Origin of the sequence: Paenibacillus harenae DSM 16969, assembly GCF_000422465.1 — a bacterium.
Taxonomy (GTDB): domain Bacteria; phylum Bacillota; class Bacilli; order Paenibacillales; family Paenibacillaceae; genus Pristimantibacillus; species Pristimantibacillus harenae.
This window is the reverse complement of record NZ_KE383842.1, coordinates 1,572,716-1,589,100: the sequence shown is the minus strand read 5'-3', so window position 1 is coordinate 1,589,100 and position 16,385 is coordinate 1,572,716. Positions and strand designations below refer to the sequence as shown.

The 16,385-nt window shown below is 50.4% G+C and carries 18 protein-coding genes and 1 other annotated feature; of the genes, 17 read left to right on the top strand and 1 reads right to left on the bottom strand.

All coding sequences use genetic code 11. The features are described from left to right. The first annotated feature begins 33 nt into the window (after positions 1-33). From H581_RS0117895 to H581_RS0117825, 15 genes are all read left to right on the top strand, one after another. Complete coding sequence (locus tag H581_RS0117895) at positions 34-213, top strand: hypothetical protein (RefSeq protein ID WP_028611220.1); 180 nt, start codon at positions 34-36, stop codon at positions 211-213. Continuing rightward, positions 200-1,441, top strand: coding sequence for a cell division protein FtsA (ftsA, locus tag H581_RS0117890; RefSeq protein ID WP_028611219.1), 1,242 nt, complete (start codon positions 200-202; stop codon positions 1,439-1,441). The genes H581_RS0117895 and ftsA overlap by 14 nt, the downstream gene beginning before the upstream one ends. A gap of 116 nt (positions 1,442-1,557) precedes the next feature. Next, the gene (ftsZ, locus tag H581_RS0117885) at positions 1,558-2,679 is read left to right on the top strand and encodes a cell division protein FtsZ (RefSeq protein ID WP_028611218.1); all 1,122 of its coding nucleotides are present in this window, start codon (positions 1,558-1,560) and stop codon (positions 2,677-2,679) included. Positions 2,680-3,128: 449 nt separating this feature from the next. Continuing rightward, on the top strand, positions 3,129-4,052 hold the full coding sequence (gene spoIIGA / locus H581_RS0117880) for a sigma-E processing peptidase SpoIIGA (RefSeq protein WP_028611217.1): 924 nt from the start codon (positions 3,129-3,131) through the stop codon (positions 4,050-4,052). A 35-nt stretch (positions 4,053-4,087) separates the two neighbouring features. Further along, positions 4,088-4,810 (top strand): RNA polymerase sporulation sigma factor SigE, encoded by a 723-nt coding sequence (gene sigE / locus H581_RS0117875; RefSeq protein ID WP_028611216.1) that lies wholly within the window; start codon positions 4,088-4,090, stop codon positions 4,808-4,810. A gap of 104 nt (positions 4,811-4,914) precedes the next feature. Beyond that, positions 4,915-5,697, top strand: a complete 783-nt coding sequence (gene sigG / locus H581_RS0117870; RefSeq protein ID WP_028611215.1) for an RNA polymerase sporulation sigma factor SigG — start codon at positions 4,915-4,917, stop codon at positions 5,695-5,697. A gap of 204 nt (positions 5,698-5,901) precedes the next feature. Then, positions 5,902-6,183, top strand: coding sequence for a YlmC/YmxH family sporulation protein (locus H581_RS0117865; protein ID WP_028611214.1), 282 nt, complete (start codon positions 5,902-5,904; stop codon positions 6,181-6,183). A gap of 81 nt (positions 6,184-6,264) precedes the next feature. Next, complete coding sequence (gene pgeF / locus H581_RS0117860; protein ID WP_028611213.1) at positions 6,265-7,116, top strand: peptidoglycan editing factor PgeF; 852 nt, start codon at positions 6,265-6,267, stop codon at positions 7,114-7,116. A 3-nt stretch (positions 7,117-7,119) separates the two neighbouring features. Next, on the top strand, positions 7,120-7,836 hold the full coding sequence (locus H581_RS0117855; protein WP_028611212.1) for a YggS family pyridoxal phosphate-dependent enzyme: 717 nt from the start codon (positions 7,120-7,122) through the stop codon (positions 7,834-7,836). Positions 7,837-7,839: 3 nt separating this feature from the next. Beyond that, positions 7,840-8,289 (top strand): cell division protein SepF, encoded by a 450-nt coding sequence (locus tag H581_RS0117850; RefSeq protein WP_028611211.1) that lies wholly within the window; start codon positions 7,840-7,842, stop codon positions 8,287-8,289. 10 nt (positions 8,290-8,299) lie between these two features. Then, positions 8,300-8,569 carry a YggT family protein gene (locus H581_RS0117845; protein ID WP_028611210.1) on the top strand — a complete coding sequence of 90 codons (270 nt, stop codon included), beginning with the start codon at positions 8,300-8,302 and terminating at the stop codon, positions 8,567-8,569. A 31-nt stretch (positions 8,570-8,600) separates the two neighbouring features. Continuing rightward, a complete protein-coding gene (locus H581_RS0117840) occupies positions 8,601-9,386 on the top strand; it encodes a YlmH family RNA-binding protein (RefSeq protein ID WP_028611209.1) in 786 nt (261 codons plus the stop codon). 97 nt (positions 9,387-9,483) lie between these two features. Beyond that, positions 9,484-9,987 (top strand): DivIVA domain-containing protein, encoded by a 504-nt coding sequence (locus H581_RS0117835; protein ID WP_028611208.1) that lies wholly within the window; start codon positions 9,484-9,486, stop codon positions 9,985-9,987. 77 nt (positions 9,988-10,064) lie between these two features. Next, positions 10,065-10,364: a binding site (T-box leader), on the top strand. Between the two features lie 48 nt (positions 10,365-10,412). After that, a complete protein-coding gene (gene ileS / locus H581_RS0117830) occupies positions 10,413-13,511 on the top strand; it encodes an isoleucine--tRNA ligase (protein WP_028611207.1) in 3,099 nt (1,032 codons plus the stop codon). Between the two features lie 137 nt (positions 13,512-13,648). After that, positions 13,649-13,987 carry a DUF5665 domain-containing protein gene (locus H581_RS0117825; RefSeq protein WP_028611206.1) on the top strand — a complete coding sequence of 113 codons (339 nt, stop codon included), beginning with the start codon at positions 13,649-13,651 and terminating at the stop codon, positions 13,985-13,987. On the opposite strand, the gene H581_RS0117820 is transcribed toward H581_RS0117825, so the two are convergent. Further along, positions 13,988-14,719 carry a TraR/DksA C4-type zinc finger protein gene (locus H581_RS0117820; RefSeq protein ID WP_028611205.1) on the bottom strand — a complete coding sequence of 244 codons (732 nt, stop codon included), beginning with the start codon at positions 14,717-14,719 and terminating at the stop codon, positions 13,988-13,990. A 173-nt stretch (positions 14,720-14,892) separates the two neighbouring features. Here H581_RS0117820 and lspA point away from each other — a divergent pair, with 173 nt between their 5' ends. Both lspA and H581_RS0117810 read left to right on the top strand, forming a co-directional pair. After that, complete coding sequence (gene lspA, locus H581_RS0117815) at positions 14,893-15,414, top strand: signal peptidase II (RefSeq protein ID WP_028611204.1); 522 nt, start codon at positions 14,893-14,895, stop codon at positions 15,412-15,414. Further along, positions 15,395-16,333, top strand: coding sequence for an RluA family pseudouridine synthase (locus H581_RS0117810; protein ID WP_028611203.1), 939 nt, complete (start codon positions 15,395-15,397; stop codon positions 16,331-16,333). The genes lspA and H581_RS0117810 overlap by 20 nt, the downstream gene beginning before the upstream one ends. The last annotated feature ends 52 nt before the right edge of the window (positions 16,334-16,385 follow it).

The following is a 16,385-nucleotide window of genomic DNA, read 5'->3' as shown; positions in this document are numbered from 1 at the left end:
TTATCGCATTTATTATCGGCAGTTCTGAAAAACATGAGAAAAATGAAGGCTCAGCAAGGGACGGAGCTCGACACGATACGAAAAAATAATGAAAATTTTGTTGAAAAAAGAGGGAAAATATTAAAGGCGTTGAATATGTACAAAGACCTTGGGCAAGTGCAATATATCAAATCTTTATTTGAAACGGAGGTGCCGCGAGTTGAGCAGCAATGACATCATCGTCAGTTTGGACATCGGTACATCCAAAGTTCGTGCTATTATTGGCGAAATGAATAATGGAGCCATTAATATTATTGGAGTTGGATCTGCCGACTCGGAGGGTATTCGCAAAGGTGCTATTGTAGATATTGACCAAACCGTGCAATCGATCCGCAACGCGATTGAGCATGCGGAACGTATGGTTGGCATTCAAATATCAGACGTTTATGTAGGAATTCAGGGCAATCATATTGCGCTGCAGACTAATCGTGGCGTCGTTGCAGTATCCAACGAGGATCGTGAAATCGGAGAGGAAGACATTGAACGCGTATTGCAGGCGGCAAAAGTAGTCGCGCTTCCACCTGAGCGTGAAATTATCAATCTGGTTCCGAAGCAATATTTAGTGGACGGCCTTGAAGGGATTTCCGATCCGCGCGGGATGATCGGCGTTCGTCTCGAGGTTGAGGCGACCATCGTGACAGGCACGAAGACGGCGATACATAATCTTATGCGCTGTGTGGAGAAAGCTGGACTTCGAATATCCGGCGTCATCTTGTTATCTCTGGCTTCCGGGGTCATGTCGCTAACCAAGGACGAGAAGTCGATGGGCACCGTGCTGGTTGACATCGGCGCCGGCTCATGTACGATCGCTATTTATGATCAAGGCGGACTGGCAGCCACTTCTACGCTGCCGATCGGCGGCGAGTATGTGACGAACGATATTGCGTACGGTCTGCGCACGCAAAGCGAGCAAGCGGAGAAAATCAAGCTCAAATACGGTTGTTCGAATGTTCCTGACGCTGCCGAAGATGTGAAGTTTAAAGTAACCCGCATGGGAAGCAACGTGGAGAAGGAATTCTCGCAATTGGATCTGGCAAGCATTATCGAGCCGCGGATGCAGGAAATCTTCCATCTGATCCGTCAGGAAGTCCGCGTTCTCGGATACGGTGATAAGGTGAACGGTTTTGTGCTGACAGGCGGCACCGTATCGATGCCGGGAACCCTTGCTTTGGCCCAGGCAGAGCTGGAGTCCTCGGTAAGAATTGCGCTCCCGGATTACATCGGGGTTAGAGATCCTGCTTACAGCAGCGGCGTCGGCATGATTCAGTATGTTTCGAAATATATGGGGGCTCGTGGAGCCGGAGCAGTGAAGAAAACGGCAAGCCGCAAAGCAAGTCCAGCACCTTCAGCTAAACCCGGTATGTTCGAGCGGATTAAAAGCATGTTTAATGAATTTATTTAAAATTTGAGATAATATAAGTTTCACCTCAACGCGATGCTTATATTTCACCGCGGAACGCTGCCAGCCGCTTTGTTGCCGGTTGCAGCGGTTTACGCTTGACTGGGGGAAAATGAAAGATGTTGGAATTCGACTTTGAGCTTGAATCACTTGCTCAAATTAAAGTAATAGGTGTAGGCGGAGGCGGCAGCAATGCCGTGAACCGGATGATTGAAAATGGTGTGAAAGGCGTAGAATTTATAACGGTCAATACCGATGCTCAAGCGCTGCATCTGGCCAAGTCAGAGCATAAGCTGCAAATCGGCGATAAGCTGACCCGAGGTCTAGGCGCAGGCGCTAATCCGGAGGTAGGCGGCAAAGCAGCCGAAGAATCGCGCGAAGTGATTGCGAATCAGCTTAAAGGCGCTGACATGGTGTTCGTAACCGCCGGGATGGGCGGAGGCACGGGTACAGGAGCGGCTCCGGTAATCGCAGAGATCGCACGCGAATGCGGCGCGCTCACTGTCGGTGTCGTAACGCGTCCGTTTACTTTCGAAGGCCGCAAACGTTCCGGACAAGCTGAGCTTGGAATCGAAGCGCTCAAGGAAAAGGTGGACACGCTGATTGTCATTCCGAACGATCGTTTGCTTGAAATCGTTGACAAGAAGACGCCTATGCTGGAAGCGTTCCGTGAGGCGGACAACGTGCTCCGTCAAGCCGTGCAAGGTATTTCCGACCTTATCGCCGTTCCGGGACTAATCAACTTGGACTTTGCCGACGTGAAGACCATTATGACCGAACGCGGATCCGCGCTTATGGGTATCGGCATCGCTACCGGAGAGAACCGCGCTGCGGAAGCGGCAAGAAAAGCGATTATGAGCCCGCTGCTTGAAACGTCTATCGACGGCGCGCGGGGCGTCATCATGAATATTACAGGCGGCAGCAATCTTTCGCTCTATGAAGTGAATGAAGCTGCTGAAATCGTCATTTCGGCTTCCGATCCGGATGTGAACATGATCTTCGGTGCCATTATTGACGAGGATTTGAAGGATGAAATCAAAGTTACCGTTATCGCGACCGGTTTTGAACACAAAGCGCCTGCCCCGGTACGCCGCGCACCTCAACAGCAGCAAGCTGATTCGGCAGATTCAAGACATACCGGCAACAATCCGGCAGTTAAGCCGTTCGGCGCCAATAACACATCCAGCGATCAACTGGAAATTCCCGCGTTTCTCCGTAATCGACCGCGGAGCGACCGTTAATATGCAGACCGATCCCGCCATGCCGGACATCCCGGAATTGGCGGGATTTTTTTGATTTTCACTTATTAAGCGTATCAGGCTTCGCTCGCCCGCCTGTTTATTCTATGAACCAACTGCTAAATAATTGTCATAAACCGCGTGAACTGACAAAAACTTCTAATCTCCCCAATACCGAAATTACCGCTTTCGCCGGATAACAAAAAAGTCAGCATTGCAATACGTCTTTTAACTATACGTATAGTCCTAATTTACATCAAATTCTAAATGGAATTCCTTTACGCAGTGAGGTAAGTTTGACGGTTTTTATACAATCACTCGACAAAAAAAGATGCGTCAAGCCGTCATGAATAGACAGACTTTGAAATAGGATTTTAATATACTAGTCTCAATCGTTCTCCCGGGTGCCTGCTGCAGACCCGTTAACCGACAGTGGCAGGAAGGTGACCGAAGTGGCTGTATATGTGGATGTTATGTTTTTGCGAGAGCTTCTCGTTGACGGTGCGATTCTATTAACTTCGGCATGGGCCCGTCATTTAAAGCCGCGTCCATGGCGGGTGTTATTGGCTTCTGCTGTCGGAGCCTGTTATGTCGTTCTGATGCTATTTCCGCAACTTTCTTTTTTGTTTACCTTAGCCGTGAAAGTAGCCATATCGTTATTTATGGTCTGGATTGCGTTCGGATTTTCGTCGATCCAACATTTTGTGCGAAATATCGGAGCGTTTTACGCAGTTAACTTTGTCGCTGCCGGCGCTGTGTTAGGGCTTTATTATTTATTTATGCAAGGCTCCGGGGAAGTATGGAGGACGATTTCGTTCGTGAATGGCAGCATGAGGGTAGAACTCAAGATGGGATTGTTTTATTTCATTGCTGCGTTTTGTATCGGGCTGTATATATACCGTACCGTATTGACGCAAAAAAGAGAACGGGAGCTGGTGCGCACACATCTGGCAGAAGTGAAAATTACGATCGGTGAAAGAATTCATACCTGCACGGGGCTGATCGATACCGGCAATCAATTGTATGATCCGCTCACGCGAACGCCGGTCATGGTGATGGAAGCCGCTTTATGGCAGGAGGATCTGCCCGAATCGTGGTTGAACAGCATACGCGACGCACAAGTGGATCGTCTTGTAGCGGGAATGGATGATCAGACTTTTATTTGGCAAGACAGGTTGCGGCTCGTGCCCTTTAGAGGCGTTAACCGGGGTTCGCAGTTTATGCTTGCGCTTAAACCGGATTCGGTTGAAATTACGCAGGAAGGTCGAGTTTATGAAACGCGAAAAGTCCTTATCGGACTTGATGGCGGAAAGCTAACGTCTGATGGGGCATATCGAGCGATTATCCATCCGTCAATGGTACAACAGCAAGCGTGAACGAATGCATATACAATCAAGGAGGGATGGGCCAGATGCTCGTCAAGTATAAATTGATCCTTCAGTTATATTATTATCGAATTTTATTTTTATTCGGGCTAAAAAGCGAAGAGATTTATTATATCGGCGGCAGCGAAGCGCTCCCGCCTCCATTAACCCGCGAGGAAGAAGAATATTTGCTGGAGAAGCTCCCTTCCGGCGATACGGCGATCCGAGCGATGCTTATCGAACGAAATTTAAGGCTCGTCGTCTATATTGCCCGGAAGTTTGAGAACACCGGCATTCATATCGAGGATCTTGTATCGATCGGCGCGATCGGATTGATCAAGGCCGTAAATACGTTTGATCCGGAGAAAAAGATTAAGCTCGCGACTTATGCCTCGCGCTGCATCGAGAATGAAATATTGATGTATCTGCGCCGCAACAGCAAGACAAGAACGGAAGTCTCATTCGATGAACCGCTCAATATCGATTGGGACGGCAACGAGCTGTTGCTGTCAGATGTGCTCGGAACGGAGAACGACACCATTTACCGCAATATCGAGGAGCAGGTCGACCGAAAGCTGCTCCATAAGGCGCTGGATAAACTGTCCGAGCGGGAGCGTATTATTATGGAGCTGCGGTTCGGACTAGCCGACGGCGAGGAAAAAACGCAGAAGGATGTCGCAGACCTTCTGGGCATTTCGCAATCGTATATTTCCCGCTTGGAGAAGCGAATTATTAAGCGTTTGCGTAAGGAATTTAATAAAATGGTCTAGTTTGCGGCATAAACTGGCGGATGTCGAACGATGTCGTTGCAGGAATAAAAAGACCTGCTGAGGAGATAATGTACATTAATGTTTCTCCTTGGGAGGTAATCACGTTGACCCGAAATAAAGTCGAGATCTGTGGAGTGGATACCGCGAAACTGCCTGTCCTAACGAATGCCGAAATGAGGGAATTATTTACGGCATTGCAAACCCGCAACGAGTGGGCAGCAAGAGAGAAATTAGTAAACGGCAATTTACGGCTTGTTCTTAGCGTTATACAACGGTTTAACAATAGGGGAGAGTTTGTGGACGACTTATTTCAAGTCGGCTGCATCGGTCTTATGAAGGCGATAGATAATTTCGACCTTGGACAAAACGTCAAATTTTCCACCTATGCCGTACCGATGATTATCGGAGAAATACGCCGTTACTTGCGAGACAACAATCCGATACGCGTATCGAGGAGCCTGAGGGATATCGCTTATAAGGCGCTTCAGGTGAGAGACAGCTTAACCAACAGAAATTCGCGCGAACCGACGATATTTGAAATATCGGAAGCGCTCAATGTGCCAAAGGAAGACGTCGTTTTTGCCCTTGACGCGATCCAGGATCCCGTATCCTTGTTCGAACCGATCTATCATGACGGCGGCGACCCGATTTATGTGATGGATCAAATTAGCGACGACCGGAACAAGGATGTGTCGTGGATTGAAGAAATTGCGCTGCGGGAAGCGATGCACAAGCTGAACGACCGTGAAAAAATGATTTTGTCGATGCGATTTTTTGAAGGCAAAACCCAAATGGAGGTCGCCGATGAAATCGGCATCTCGCAGGCTCAAGTGTCACGGCTGGAGAAGTCGGCCATCCAACAAATGCAAAAGCATGTAAAAACGTAAAAGACGGTGCCTCGCGGCACCGTCTTTTTAAATTTGACAAGGACGCCAATAAGCGTTTTCGCTTAGATAAACCGAACGAGGCTCGCGCTCGGCCGAAAGTCAGATCATTTTTCGCGGCGATGAGGACATTTTAGGCGATTTGCTCATATAGTTATATAAACAGCAATACGGACGAATTCTTAATAGGAATGGGGGGGGCGGCTGATGAAGATTTCCGATTTTCAAACGAAGGACGTCATCAATATTGTAGACGGCAAGAAGCTCGGCCAAATTACGGATCTGGAGCTTGATCTGAGACAAGGCCGCATTGATTCCATCGTAATCCCGCAGTACACGAAATTTCTGGGGATGTTCGGCAGCGGAGGGACGGAGGTCGTCATTCCATGGAGAAATATCGTGAAGATCGGAGCGGATGTTGTGCTCGTAAGAATGGATGAACCCAAAGCGATTCGTTCGGAAGAAGATGATTTGCACGCTCGCTCATAACGAGATAAACTAAAGTCTAACTGCGTGAACGCTTGCGATGCGTGGTTTACAGCGAAAACCTTTATAAAGGCGGATGTTCAAATGGAAGTGTTTAACCATATTCAAACGGCGAAGGGACCTTCGCTTTTTTTGTTGTCCGGCTGGAATCAGCGCTATGAACGCTTGACCGCCGGCTTTACGGGCAGGGATGGAGGAATAAGCGAAGCGCCTTGGGCTTCTTTAAATATGGGTCTGCATGTCGGCGATCGCGATGAAGCTGTTATTAGAAATCGGAAGCTCGTCGCGGAAGCTCTAAATTGGCCGTTTGAGGCGTGGACCTGCGCCGAACAGGTTCATGGCAACCGGGTACATCGTGTTATGAGAGAAGAACGAGGCAAAGGAAGAGGAGCTCATGCTGACGTGATCCGCGGCTGTGACGCCCTTATTACGAATGAACCTGGGGTACTGCTTGCCTCTTATTACGCGGATTGCGTGCCGCTTTACTTCTATGATTCGAAGCATCATGCAGTCGCGCTGGCGCATGCAGGCTGGAAGGGCACGGTTCAGCAAATTGCGCTGGAAACCATCCATGCGATGGAAGAGGCGTTTGGATCGCGTCCGGAGGAGATGGCCGCCGCAATCGGACCTTCCATCGGTTCGTGCTGCTATGAGGTGGACGGCGCCGTAATCTCGCAGGTCAATCAGCTGCTTGAAAACCTTCCTCTGCGCGAGACCGATGCAGATTATTTGCTCCGCATGCATGAAAACGGCAAAGGAAACTTAAACTTGAAAGAAATAAACCGACAGATTATGATAAAAGCAGGAATTTTGCCGATCCATATCGAATTGACAGAGTGGTGCACTGGCTGCAGGCGGGATTTGTTTTTCTCCCACCGTAAGGAAGGCGGCCCGACCGGCCGGATGGCCAGCTGGATCGGCATCTTGGAGAGGTGAACAATGTCGACAACATTAGAGCATAGATTACTGCATGTTGAAGAGCGCATAAGGCAAGCCTGCGAGCGGTCAGGAAGAAACAGAGATGAAATACAGATTATAGCTGTGACCAAGTATGTATCGCTTGCTACAACTAGAGAAGCGCTGGACCGGGGCCTGCATCATCTAGGAGAAAACAGATGGCAGGATGCGCAGGTCAAATGGAATGCGATCAGCGGCAGCGGGCAGGCCGAAGAGGGACAGCCGGTTTGGCATTTTATCGGCTCCTTGCAATCGAACAAAGCTAAGGACGTCATCGGCAAGTTTACATACATTCATTCTTTGGACAGGCTGTCGCTTGCGGAAGCGATCAATAAACGGGCATCGCAGCTCGATATAGTTGTTCCGTGTTTTATTCAAGTAAATGTATCCGGGGAAAATTCGAAGCAAGGCCTAGCCCCGGAGCAGTTATTCGATTTCGTAAGCCAGCTGCGATCTTATAGATTCATCAAGCCGGTCGGACTCATGACAATGGCGCCGTACGAAGCCGAGCCGGAACAAACAAGACCGGTCTTCAAAGCGCTGCGCGAGCTGCGGGACAAGCTGAACCGCCGATCTGAGGCTATGGGAACAATTACCCATCTATCCATGGGAATGTCGAATGACTTCGAGGTTGCGATTGAAGAAGGAGCGACATGGATACGTTTAGGCACGATACTAGTAGGGAAAGAGGAGGATTAAGACATGAGCGTCATGAACCGATTTATGAATTTCCTTGGCCTGCAGGATGAAGAGGAAGTCGTTGAACGTGAAAGAGTCGTCCAGCAGGATGATCAAGAACCTGAAACCTCTCCGTTTGAAACACGTAAAAATACGAAGAGCAATAACGTCGTCAGCATTCATTCACAGAAAAATGTCCGGGTGGTCCTAAGCGAGCCCCGTTCTTATGACGAAGCGCAGGAGATTGCCGACCATTTGCGTTCGCGCCGTGCGGTTATCGTGAATTTGCAGAGAGTCCGGACGGACTTGGCCGTTCGGGTTGTTGATTTCCTCAGCGGTACGGTGTACGCTTTAAACGGCAGCATCTCTAAGCTTGGTCCTAATATTTTTCTATGCACGCCGGATACGGTAGAAATTCAAGGTGCCATTACGGAAATGCTGGCGGAGGATATTGAATACAACAAAATGAGGTGACCTTGAGATAATGGATAAAGTAACTTACGCAGTTATGACGTTACAAAATATTTACACCTTTATGATTATCGGTTATGTGCTGCTTTCTTGGCTGCCTAACGCCCGTGAAAGCTTTATCGGGGTGTTTTTAGGCAAGCTCGTTGAACCGTACTTAGGTATCTTTAGAAGATTTATCCCACCGATCGGCGGGATGCTTGATCTATCGCCGATATTGGCCGTATTCGCGCTGCGCTTCATAGCGTATGGATTAATCGCGGTAATAGGTTTCTTTGTGAAGTGATGGACTTCTTTGTTTAAAGGAATGAAGACGTATGAAACAAGGCATATATGATCATTTCCACCCCGAAGAAAAACCTTTCGTGGATCGGGCATTGGAATGGATAGAGCGGTCCGCACAGCAGCACGAGCTGAAGCGGACCGATTTTTTAGACCCGAGGCAAGCGCAAATGGTGACCATGCTCGCCAATCGCAATCCCGACGTCATTGTGCGCTTTGACGGCGGGTATCCGCAGGCGGAACGTCAGCGGGCCATGATCGGGCCGGATTACCGGGATTTGGACAGCGAGGACGCAGGCATTTCGGTGCTTGCGGTTCACGGCGGGCCGGGACAAGCCCGGCTGGAGCTGGATCATGGCGATTTTCTTGGCGCCCTGCTCGGTCTTGGCATTAAGCGCGACCGGATCGGAGACATTCATGTCCATGGTCAATTCTGTCATATCATTGTTACGGATGAAATTGCCGATTATTTAAATATCCACCTGAGGCAGGTACATCGGGTGAATGTCATGACCGACGTCATTCCGCTCACGGAGCTTCTGACCATCATTCCAAAGCTGGAGGAAATGAGCCTGTCCGTCGCCTCTTTGCGTCTGGACGGAATCGCAAGCGACGTCTACCGGGTGAGCCGGTCCAAAATCGTTGATCCGATTCGAGCCGGACGCTGCCGAGTGAACTGGAAAGCGGAAGAGGATCCCTCCTCGCCGCTCCGCTCGGGAGATGTCGTCTCTTTCAAAGGGCTTGGTCGATTCAAAGTGATTGAAGTTGACGGCGTGACAAAAAAAGGCAGGATTCGAGTCAGAATTGGCAAATTTATTTAATGGAATGCAGGATTTTTTGTGTGGTTGTCGAATGTTTTCTCATAAAACTCATGTGATCCGGTAAGCAGTGTCACAAATACCCAGAGGAGGTGCGCCAATGCCGTTATCGCCATTGGACATACATAACAAAGAGTTTGGCCGGAGATTGCGCGGTTATGACGAGGATGAAGTTAACGAATTTCTCGATCAAGTCATCAAGGATTACGAATCGCTCATTCGTGAAAATAAAGAACTGCAAAATCAAGTGCTGAATTTGCAGGAACGATTGAATCATTTTACGAATATTGAAGAAACGCTCAGCAAGACGATCATCGTTGCGCAGGAAGCGGCGGATGAAGTGAAAAACAACGCGAAGAAGGAAGCGCAGCTCATTATCAAGGAATCGGAGAAAAACGCCGACCGTATCATTAATGACTCGCTCGCCAAATCGCGTAAGGTTTCGCTTGAAGTGGAGGAGCTTAAGAAGCAAGCTTCGGTTTACCGTGCAAGATTCCGCACATTGGTGGAAGCGCAGCTTGAACTGCTTAGCGCGGACGGATGGGAGACGCTGGAGCCGCAGCAGCAATCGAGAATATCGGAGATCGAGCTGCAGCGCGGGTAGCTTTAGCAAATGGGCGAATCGCTATTTGACATATAGCCCGTATTTAAGCTATAACTAATAGTAATCAAGTGATAATTGAAACTTCGTTGACGAGAACAAGTACGTTCTTGGACCACTCCCCAGAGAGCCGGCGATTGCTGAAAGCCCGGCGTGTGTGCCATTGCGGAATATCCTCTCCGAGAAGCGGCGCCGAACCTGCGAATGCGGCAATAAGCGCTGACGGATGTCCCCCGTTACAGGGAACGCGAGCTGTTTGGCTCGCGACTAAGGTGCCGCGATAGGCAGGGCTTGATTTAAGCGTCTGCATGCACAAGCTTGCCATGTCATTGCAAGCGCGCGGAACAAGGGTGGTAACGCGACTAAGCCTCGTCCCTTCTCATAGGGATGAGGCTTTATTTTTGTTTTACAAACAGGAGGCTGAAGCAATGCAACGCGTAGACGTGAAGGAACGCGCCCGCAGCCGTGAGCTGCGTGTATTGGAGCAATGGAAAACAGAGGATACGTTCAAAAAGTCGATTACGAATCGTGAAGGCAAACCGAATTTCGTATTCTATGAAGGACCGCCGACCGCTAACGGGGCGCCGCATATCGGTCACGTCCTCGGCCGCGTAATTAAGGATTTTATTTGCCGTTATAAGACGATGGCCGGCTATCGCGTCGTCCGCAAAGCCGGCTGGGATACGCACGGCCTGCCGGTTGAGCTTGGCGTCGAGAAGCAGCTTGGCATCTCGGGCAAGCAGGAAATCGAGGAGTACGGCGTCGAGAAGTTCGTGAAGAAGTGTAAGGACAGCGTGTTCGAGTATGAGAAGCAATGGCGCGAATTGACCGAAGCTATCGCTTACTGGACAGACCTGGACAATCCGTATATTACGCTGAAGAACTCTTATATCGAAAGCGTATGGCATATTTTATCGACGATTCACGGCAAAGGACTGCTGTACCGCGGTCACCGTGTAAGTCCTTATTGCCCGGATTGCCAGACAACCCTTAGCTCGCATGAGGTTGCCCAGGGCTATGAAGATGTCAAGGATCTAAGCGCAACCGTGAAGTTCAAGCTGAGCGATTCGGGTGAATCCATCCTGGCATGGACGACTACGCCGTGGACGCTTCCTGCGAATGTGGCGCTTGCCGTGAACCCGGAGCTGAATTATGTCCGTGCTTCCAAGAACGGCGAAGTATTCATTGTGGCCGAGGCGCTGGCGGAGAACGTGCTGAAGGAAGACTATGAAGTTCTGTCCGTCTTGAAAGGCTCGGAGCTGGTCGGACGCAGCTACTTACCGCCGTTCCGTTACGTACAGGTTGAGAAAGGCCACATCGTCATTGCAGGCGATTTCGTCAGCGACGCGAGCGGTACAGGAATCGTGCATATCGCTCCGGCACACGGCGAGGACGACTATCGCGTATCGCGCGAGAACGGTATCGGCATGCTGAACGTCGTTGACCTGGCAGGGCGTTACACCGCAGAAGTAACGGATTTCGCCGGTCGGTTCGTCAAAGACGCAGAGCTGGACATCGACATCGTGAAGATGCTGAGCGAGCGCGGCTTGCTTTATTCCAAGGAGCGTTATGAGCACAGCTACCCGTTCTGCTGGCGATGCAAAACGCCGCTCATTTATTATGCGATGGAAAGCTGGTTCATCAAGACGACTGCCGTCAAGGATCAATTGATCGCCAATAATAACGGCGTGGACTGGTATCCCGGCCATATCCGCGAGGGCCGCTTCGGAAAGTTCCTGGAGGACCTGGTGGACTGGAATATCAGCCGCAATCGTTACTGGGGAACGCCGCTTAACGTATGGGTGTGCGAAGCGACCGGCAAAGAATATTCGCCGGGCAGCATTGCGGATCTCCGCGCCATGGCGGTAGGAGACGTTCCGGAGGATATCGAGCTTCACAAGCCGTATGTGGACGGTATCAAGCTGAAATCGCCGTTCGCCGAAGGAGCGGTTATGACCCGCACGCCTGAAGTGATCGACGTCTGGTTCGACAGCGGCTCTATGCCGTTCGCGCAGCATCATCATCCGTTCGAGAACGGCGACCAATTCGCGGAGCAGTATCCGGCGGATATTATCTGCGAAGGGATCGACCAGACGCGCGGCTGGTTCTACAGCCTGCTGGCGGTTTCCACGCTTTATAACGGCAAAGCGCCGTACAAAGCCGTTATTTCGACGGGTCATATTTTGGATGAGAACGGCCAGAAAATGTCCAAGTCGAAAGGGAATGTCATCGATCCATGGGAGATCATTAATGAATACGGAACGGACGCTTTCCGCTGGGCGCTTCTTGCGGACAGCGCGCCTTGGAACAGCAAACGTTTCTCGCGCGGTATCGTAGGGGAAGCGAAGTCGAAGGTCATTGACACAATCGTCAATACGCATGCTTTCTACGCTCTATATGCATCGATTGACGGCTTTGACTATCTCGCCCATCCTGAAAGCAATTCGGATAACAAGCTCGACCGCTGGATTATTTCAAGACTGAACAGCTTGATCAACGCTGTGACCAAAGGTCTCGATACGAATGATTTCCTGAATCCGGCGAAATCGATCGAGAATTTCGTTGACGAGCTCAGCAACTGGTACATCCGCCGTTCCCGCGACCGCTTCTGGGGCAGCGGGCTTTCCGGGGATAAAATAGCGGCCTACCAGACGCTTCGAGGCGTGCTGCTTACGCTGTCGCGGCTCATCGCTCCATATGCGCCGCTGCTTGCCGATGACGTGCACCGCAATCTGGGCGGGGAAAGCAGCGTGCATCTGGCGGATTATCCGCAGGCGGACAACGCTCTGATCGACGAGATGCTGGAACGAGATATGGAAAGCGCGAAGCAAATCGTCGAGCTGGCGCGCAACGTGCGTAACGAGACGGGGATCAAGACGCGTCAGCCATTGTCAGAGCTTATCGTATCGCTTGACCGCGAATTCAATATTGCGGATTATGAGGAGATCGTCAAGGATGAGATCAATGTAAAAGCGATCTCCGTACAAAATTCGGACAGCGGCTTCGTGGATTTCACATTGAAGCTGAATCTAAAGATTGCCGGGAAGAAGTACGGTAGAAATGTAGGTCCGATCCAAGCGGAGCTAAAAGCTTTAACCGCTGAACGGACGCGCGCTATCGTTAACGGCGGCAGCTTTGATTTTACAAGCGCCGAAGGGGAACAGCTGGCCGTATCGGTTGATGAACTGCTGATCGAGAAGCAGGCGAAGTCCGGTTTCGCTTCCGCATCCGGCAATGGAATTACGGTTGCGCTCAATACGGATATTACCCCCGAGCTTGAGCAAGAGGGCTGGGTGCGCGAAGTGATCCGCGCCGTTCAAGACACGCGCAAAAAACGGGATCTGCCGATCGAGAAACGGATTGACCTGGTGCTCGATGTCGATTCGGAACTAAGGGCGGCGCTCGACGCATTTGCCGAGGTGCTGCATGAGAACGTGCTGGTTCAAACGGTAACTTATGAGACCGCGCCGCAAATGGAAAGGGTTATGCTCGGAGATAAAGGAATAGGGATTTACATTCGCGGATAAGGATATAGTATAGAGGGAATGGTCAAACATGAACGAGGCCGCCCGCAGGCAGCTGACAGCCAAGCAAAAGCATGCCCGCTTGACGCAGCTGCCGGCAGGCTGACCTCGTTTTATTGTTTGGAAAGGGGATGCCTCATATGAAACCTAATCATCCGGATCAACCGAAAAATTTACAGGAATTGCATTCATCCTTAAGCAAGCTTGATCTGCGGCTTCAAGGAATCGCGAAGGATATGGAACGTACCCAGATCGCCGATTATGTGAGGCTGCTTAATAAGCCATGGACGCTTATTTGGAAAAACTTGCTTGCCGGAACGGCGCGGGGCATCGGTATCGCGATCGGCTTCACTTTTTTTGCCGCTACCATCCTATATGTGCTGCGCATATTAGGAGCGCTTAACTTACCGATTATCGGGGACTACATCGCCGATATCGTCCGGATTGTACAAATTCAGCTTGAAGGAAAAACATACTAGCTACTTGTTATCGTAAAGTTCTTCATATTCGAGGCCGTGATCGCCTTCGCCGCTTTGCATATAACGATTGTATTCCCTGTTTCGGATAACGGAGACATGGCGTCCGGTAATATCCGTGGCGACAAAGCTTTCGATCGGCTCGACAAATCCGTCATTCTCATCGTATTCGATGCTCATATGATTATAATCGGTGACTTCCCTGTTTTCGGATAACGCCGGAGAGTCTGCATTGCCCCACTGCTCAACGATTTGCCAGGCATCCTCTCCGTCAAATCCGTTGTAGGAGCTTTGCTGATCCATACTGCTTCTGCCGAAAGGCGGATTAAGCAGCGATTCCTCTGCCGGACGGTCGCGCGATATTTGCTGCCTGGGCGAATGCTCGATGCAGTAAAGCGTGTCGGGAACGGCTTCGAGACGCTCGAACGGAATCGCCTCGCCGCAGGCTTTGCAAATGCCGTATGTTCCGTTATTCATCGCTTCAAGCGCGGCATCGATCCGGCTTAATTGAAGATCCTCCTGCTCGAGAAGAGCAATGTCCTTCTCACGCTCATAGAGCTCCGTTGCCGTATCGCCAGGGTGATTATCAATGGGGGACAGCTCGCCCGTATCATCCCGAAGGGAGCTTGCAAGTCCGTAATGTTCGTTTTCCGCAAGCCGCCGTTCGATATCATGCTGATCGTTCAGCAATCGGTCCCGAAGCAATTGAAGCTGAGAGCCGTTCATCGTTGTCATGCGGAGCACACCGTCCTTTCGATAATAAAATTGCCTTATTAGCTTTTGCCACAGCGGCCTTTTTCAGTATGGACTTCTATGGAAGGGAAAGTGGCAAGCGCTGGCTCTTATTCCGTACGATATGATACAATCAAATAACATGATAAAATTGGAGTGCACTTAGGAGTGATAGGATGCGTTACTATTATTACGGGATCGCTTTACTCGTGTTTATTCTTGATTATGTAACGAAAAAAATTATCGCAACGCAGTTAGAGCTGGGCGAACAAATCAGTGTAATCGGCAATTTCTTTCTCATTACCTCGCATCGCAACAGCGGAGCCGCATTCGGCATTTTGCAAGGGCAGCGGTTGTTTTTCATCATTATTACGATCGTTATCCTGACCGGCATCATCTGGTATATTCAAGTCGTTCGCAAGACGGCCAAGCCTTGGCTGTTGATTGGACTCGGCTTAGTGCTTGGAGGAGCAATCGGCAATTTCCTGGACCGCGCCCGTTTCGGCGAAGTAGTCGATTTTCTCCAATTTAATTTTGGAAGCTACCAGTTCCCGATTTTTAACGTGGCGGATTCCGCGATCGTTTGCGGCGTTGCGCTTATTTTAATCGATACGCTGCTAGCTGCCAGGGACGAGAAGAAAACGATGGATAACGGAGAGGACAAGGAATCTAACAATCATGAACAGCAGCCCGTTTAATGAAGACGCATTGGAGTGGACAGTAGGCGCGGAGCAATCCGGCGAACGGTTGGATAAATATATAACTGACAGCTTGGACGATGCCGCCGTATCGCGTACGCAGGTGCAGGAATGGATTAGGGCAGGCGCCGTAGAGGTTGACGGCAAGCCGGCTAAAGCCAATTACAAGGTTGCGGCCGATAACCGTGTTTTGCTTCAAATTCCGGAACCGGAGGATGCGGCGATTATGCCTGAGGCGATACCGCTCGAGATCCTCTATGAGGATTCGGACCTTATCGTCGTGAATAAGCCGCGCGGAATGGTCGTTCATCCGGCACCCGGCCATTCATCCGGCACTTTAGTGAATGCATTGATGCATCATTGCAAGGATTTGTCGGGCATTAACGGCATGATCCGTCCGGGTATCGTTCATCGGATCGATAAGGACACGACGGGGCTTTTGATGGCGGCCAAAAACGATCTTGCCCATATTTCGCTTGCGGAGCAATTGAAGGAGCATTCCGTCACCCGAAAATATATTGCTCTTGTACACGGTAATTTGCCTCATGATCAAGGCACCGTCGACGCCCCGATCGGCCGCGATACGAATGACCGCAAGATGTATACGGTAACGGAGCGCAACAGCAGGCATGCGGTAACCCACTTTGTCGTCATGGAGCGTCTAGGCGACTACACGGTTGTGGAATTGCAGCTGGAGACCGGCCGCACCCACCAAATTCGCGTTCACATGAAGTATATCGGGCATCCGCTTGCCGGCGATCCCGTGTATGGGCGGAATAAGACCGTTGCCTTGGACGGACAAGCTTTGCATGCGGCGGCGCTTGGCTTTACTCACCCACGAAGCGGTGAAAGGCTTCAATTCGAGGTGCCGCTGCCGGCCGATTTCGAGCATGTGCTGAACAGCTTGCGGTTAAGGTAGTAAATAGTGCAAACTTTTCACCACTTTATTCATTATTTCGAAGCGGGAAGTA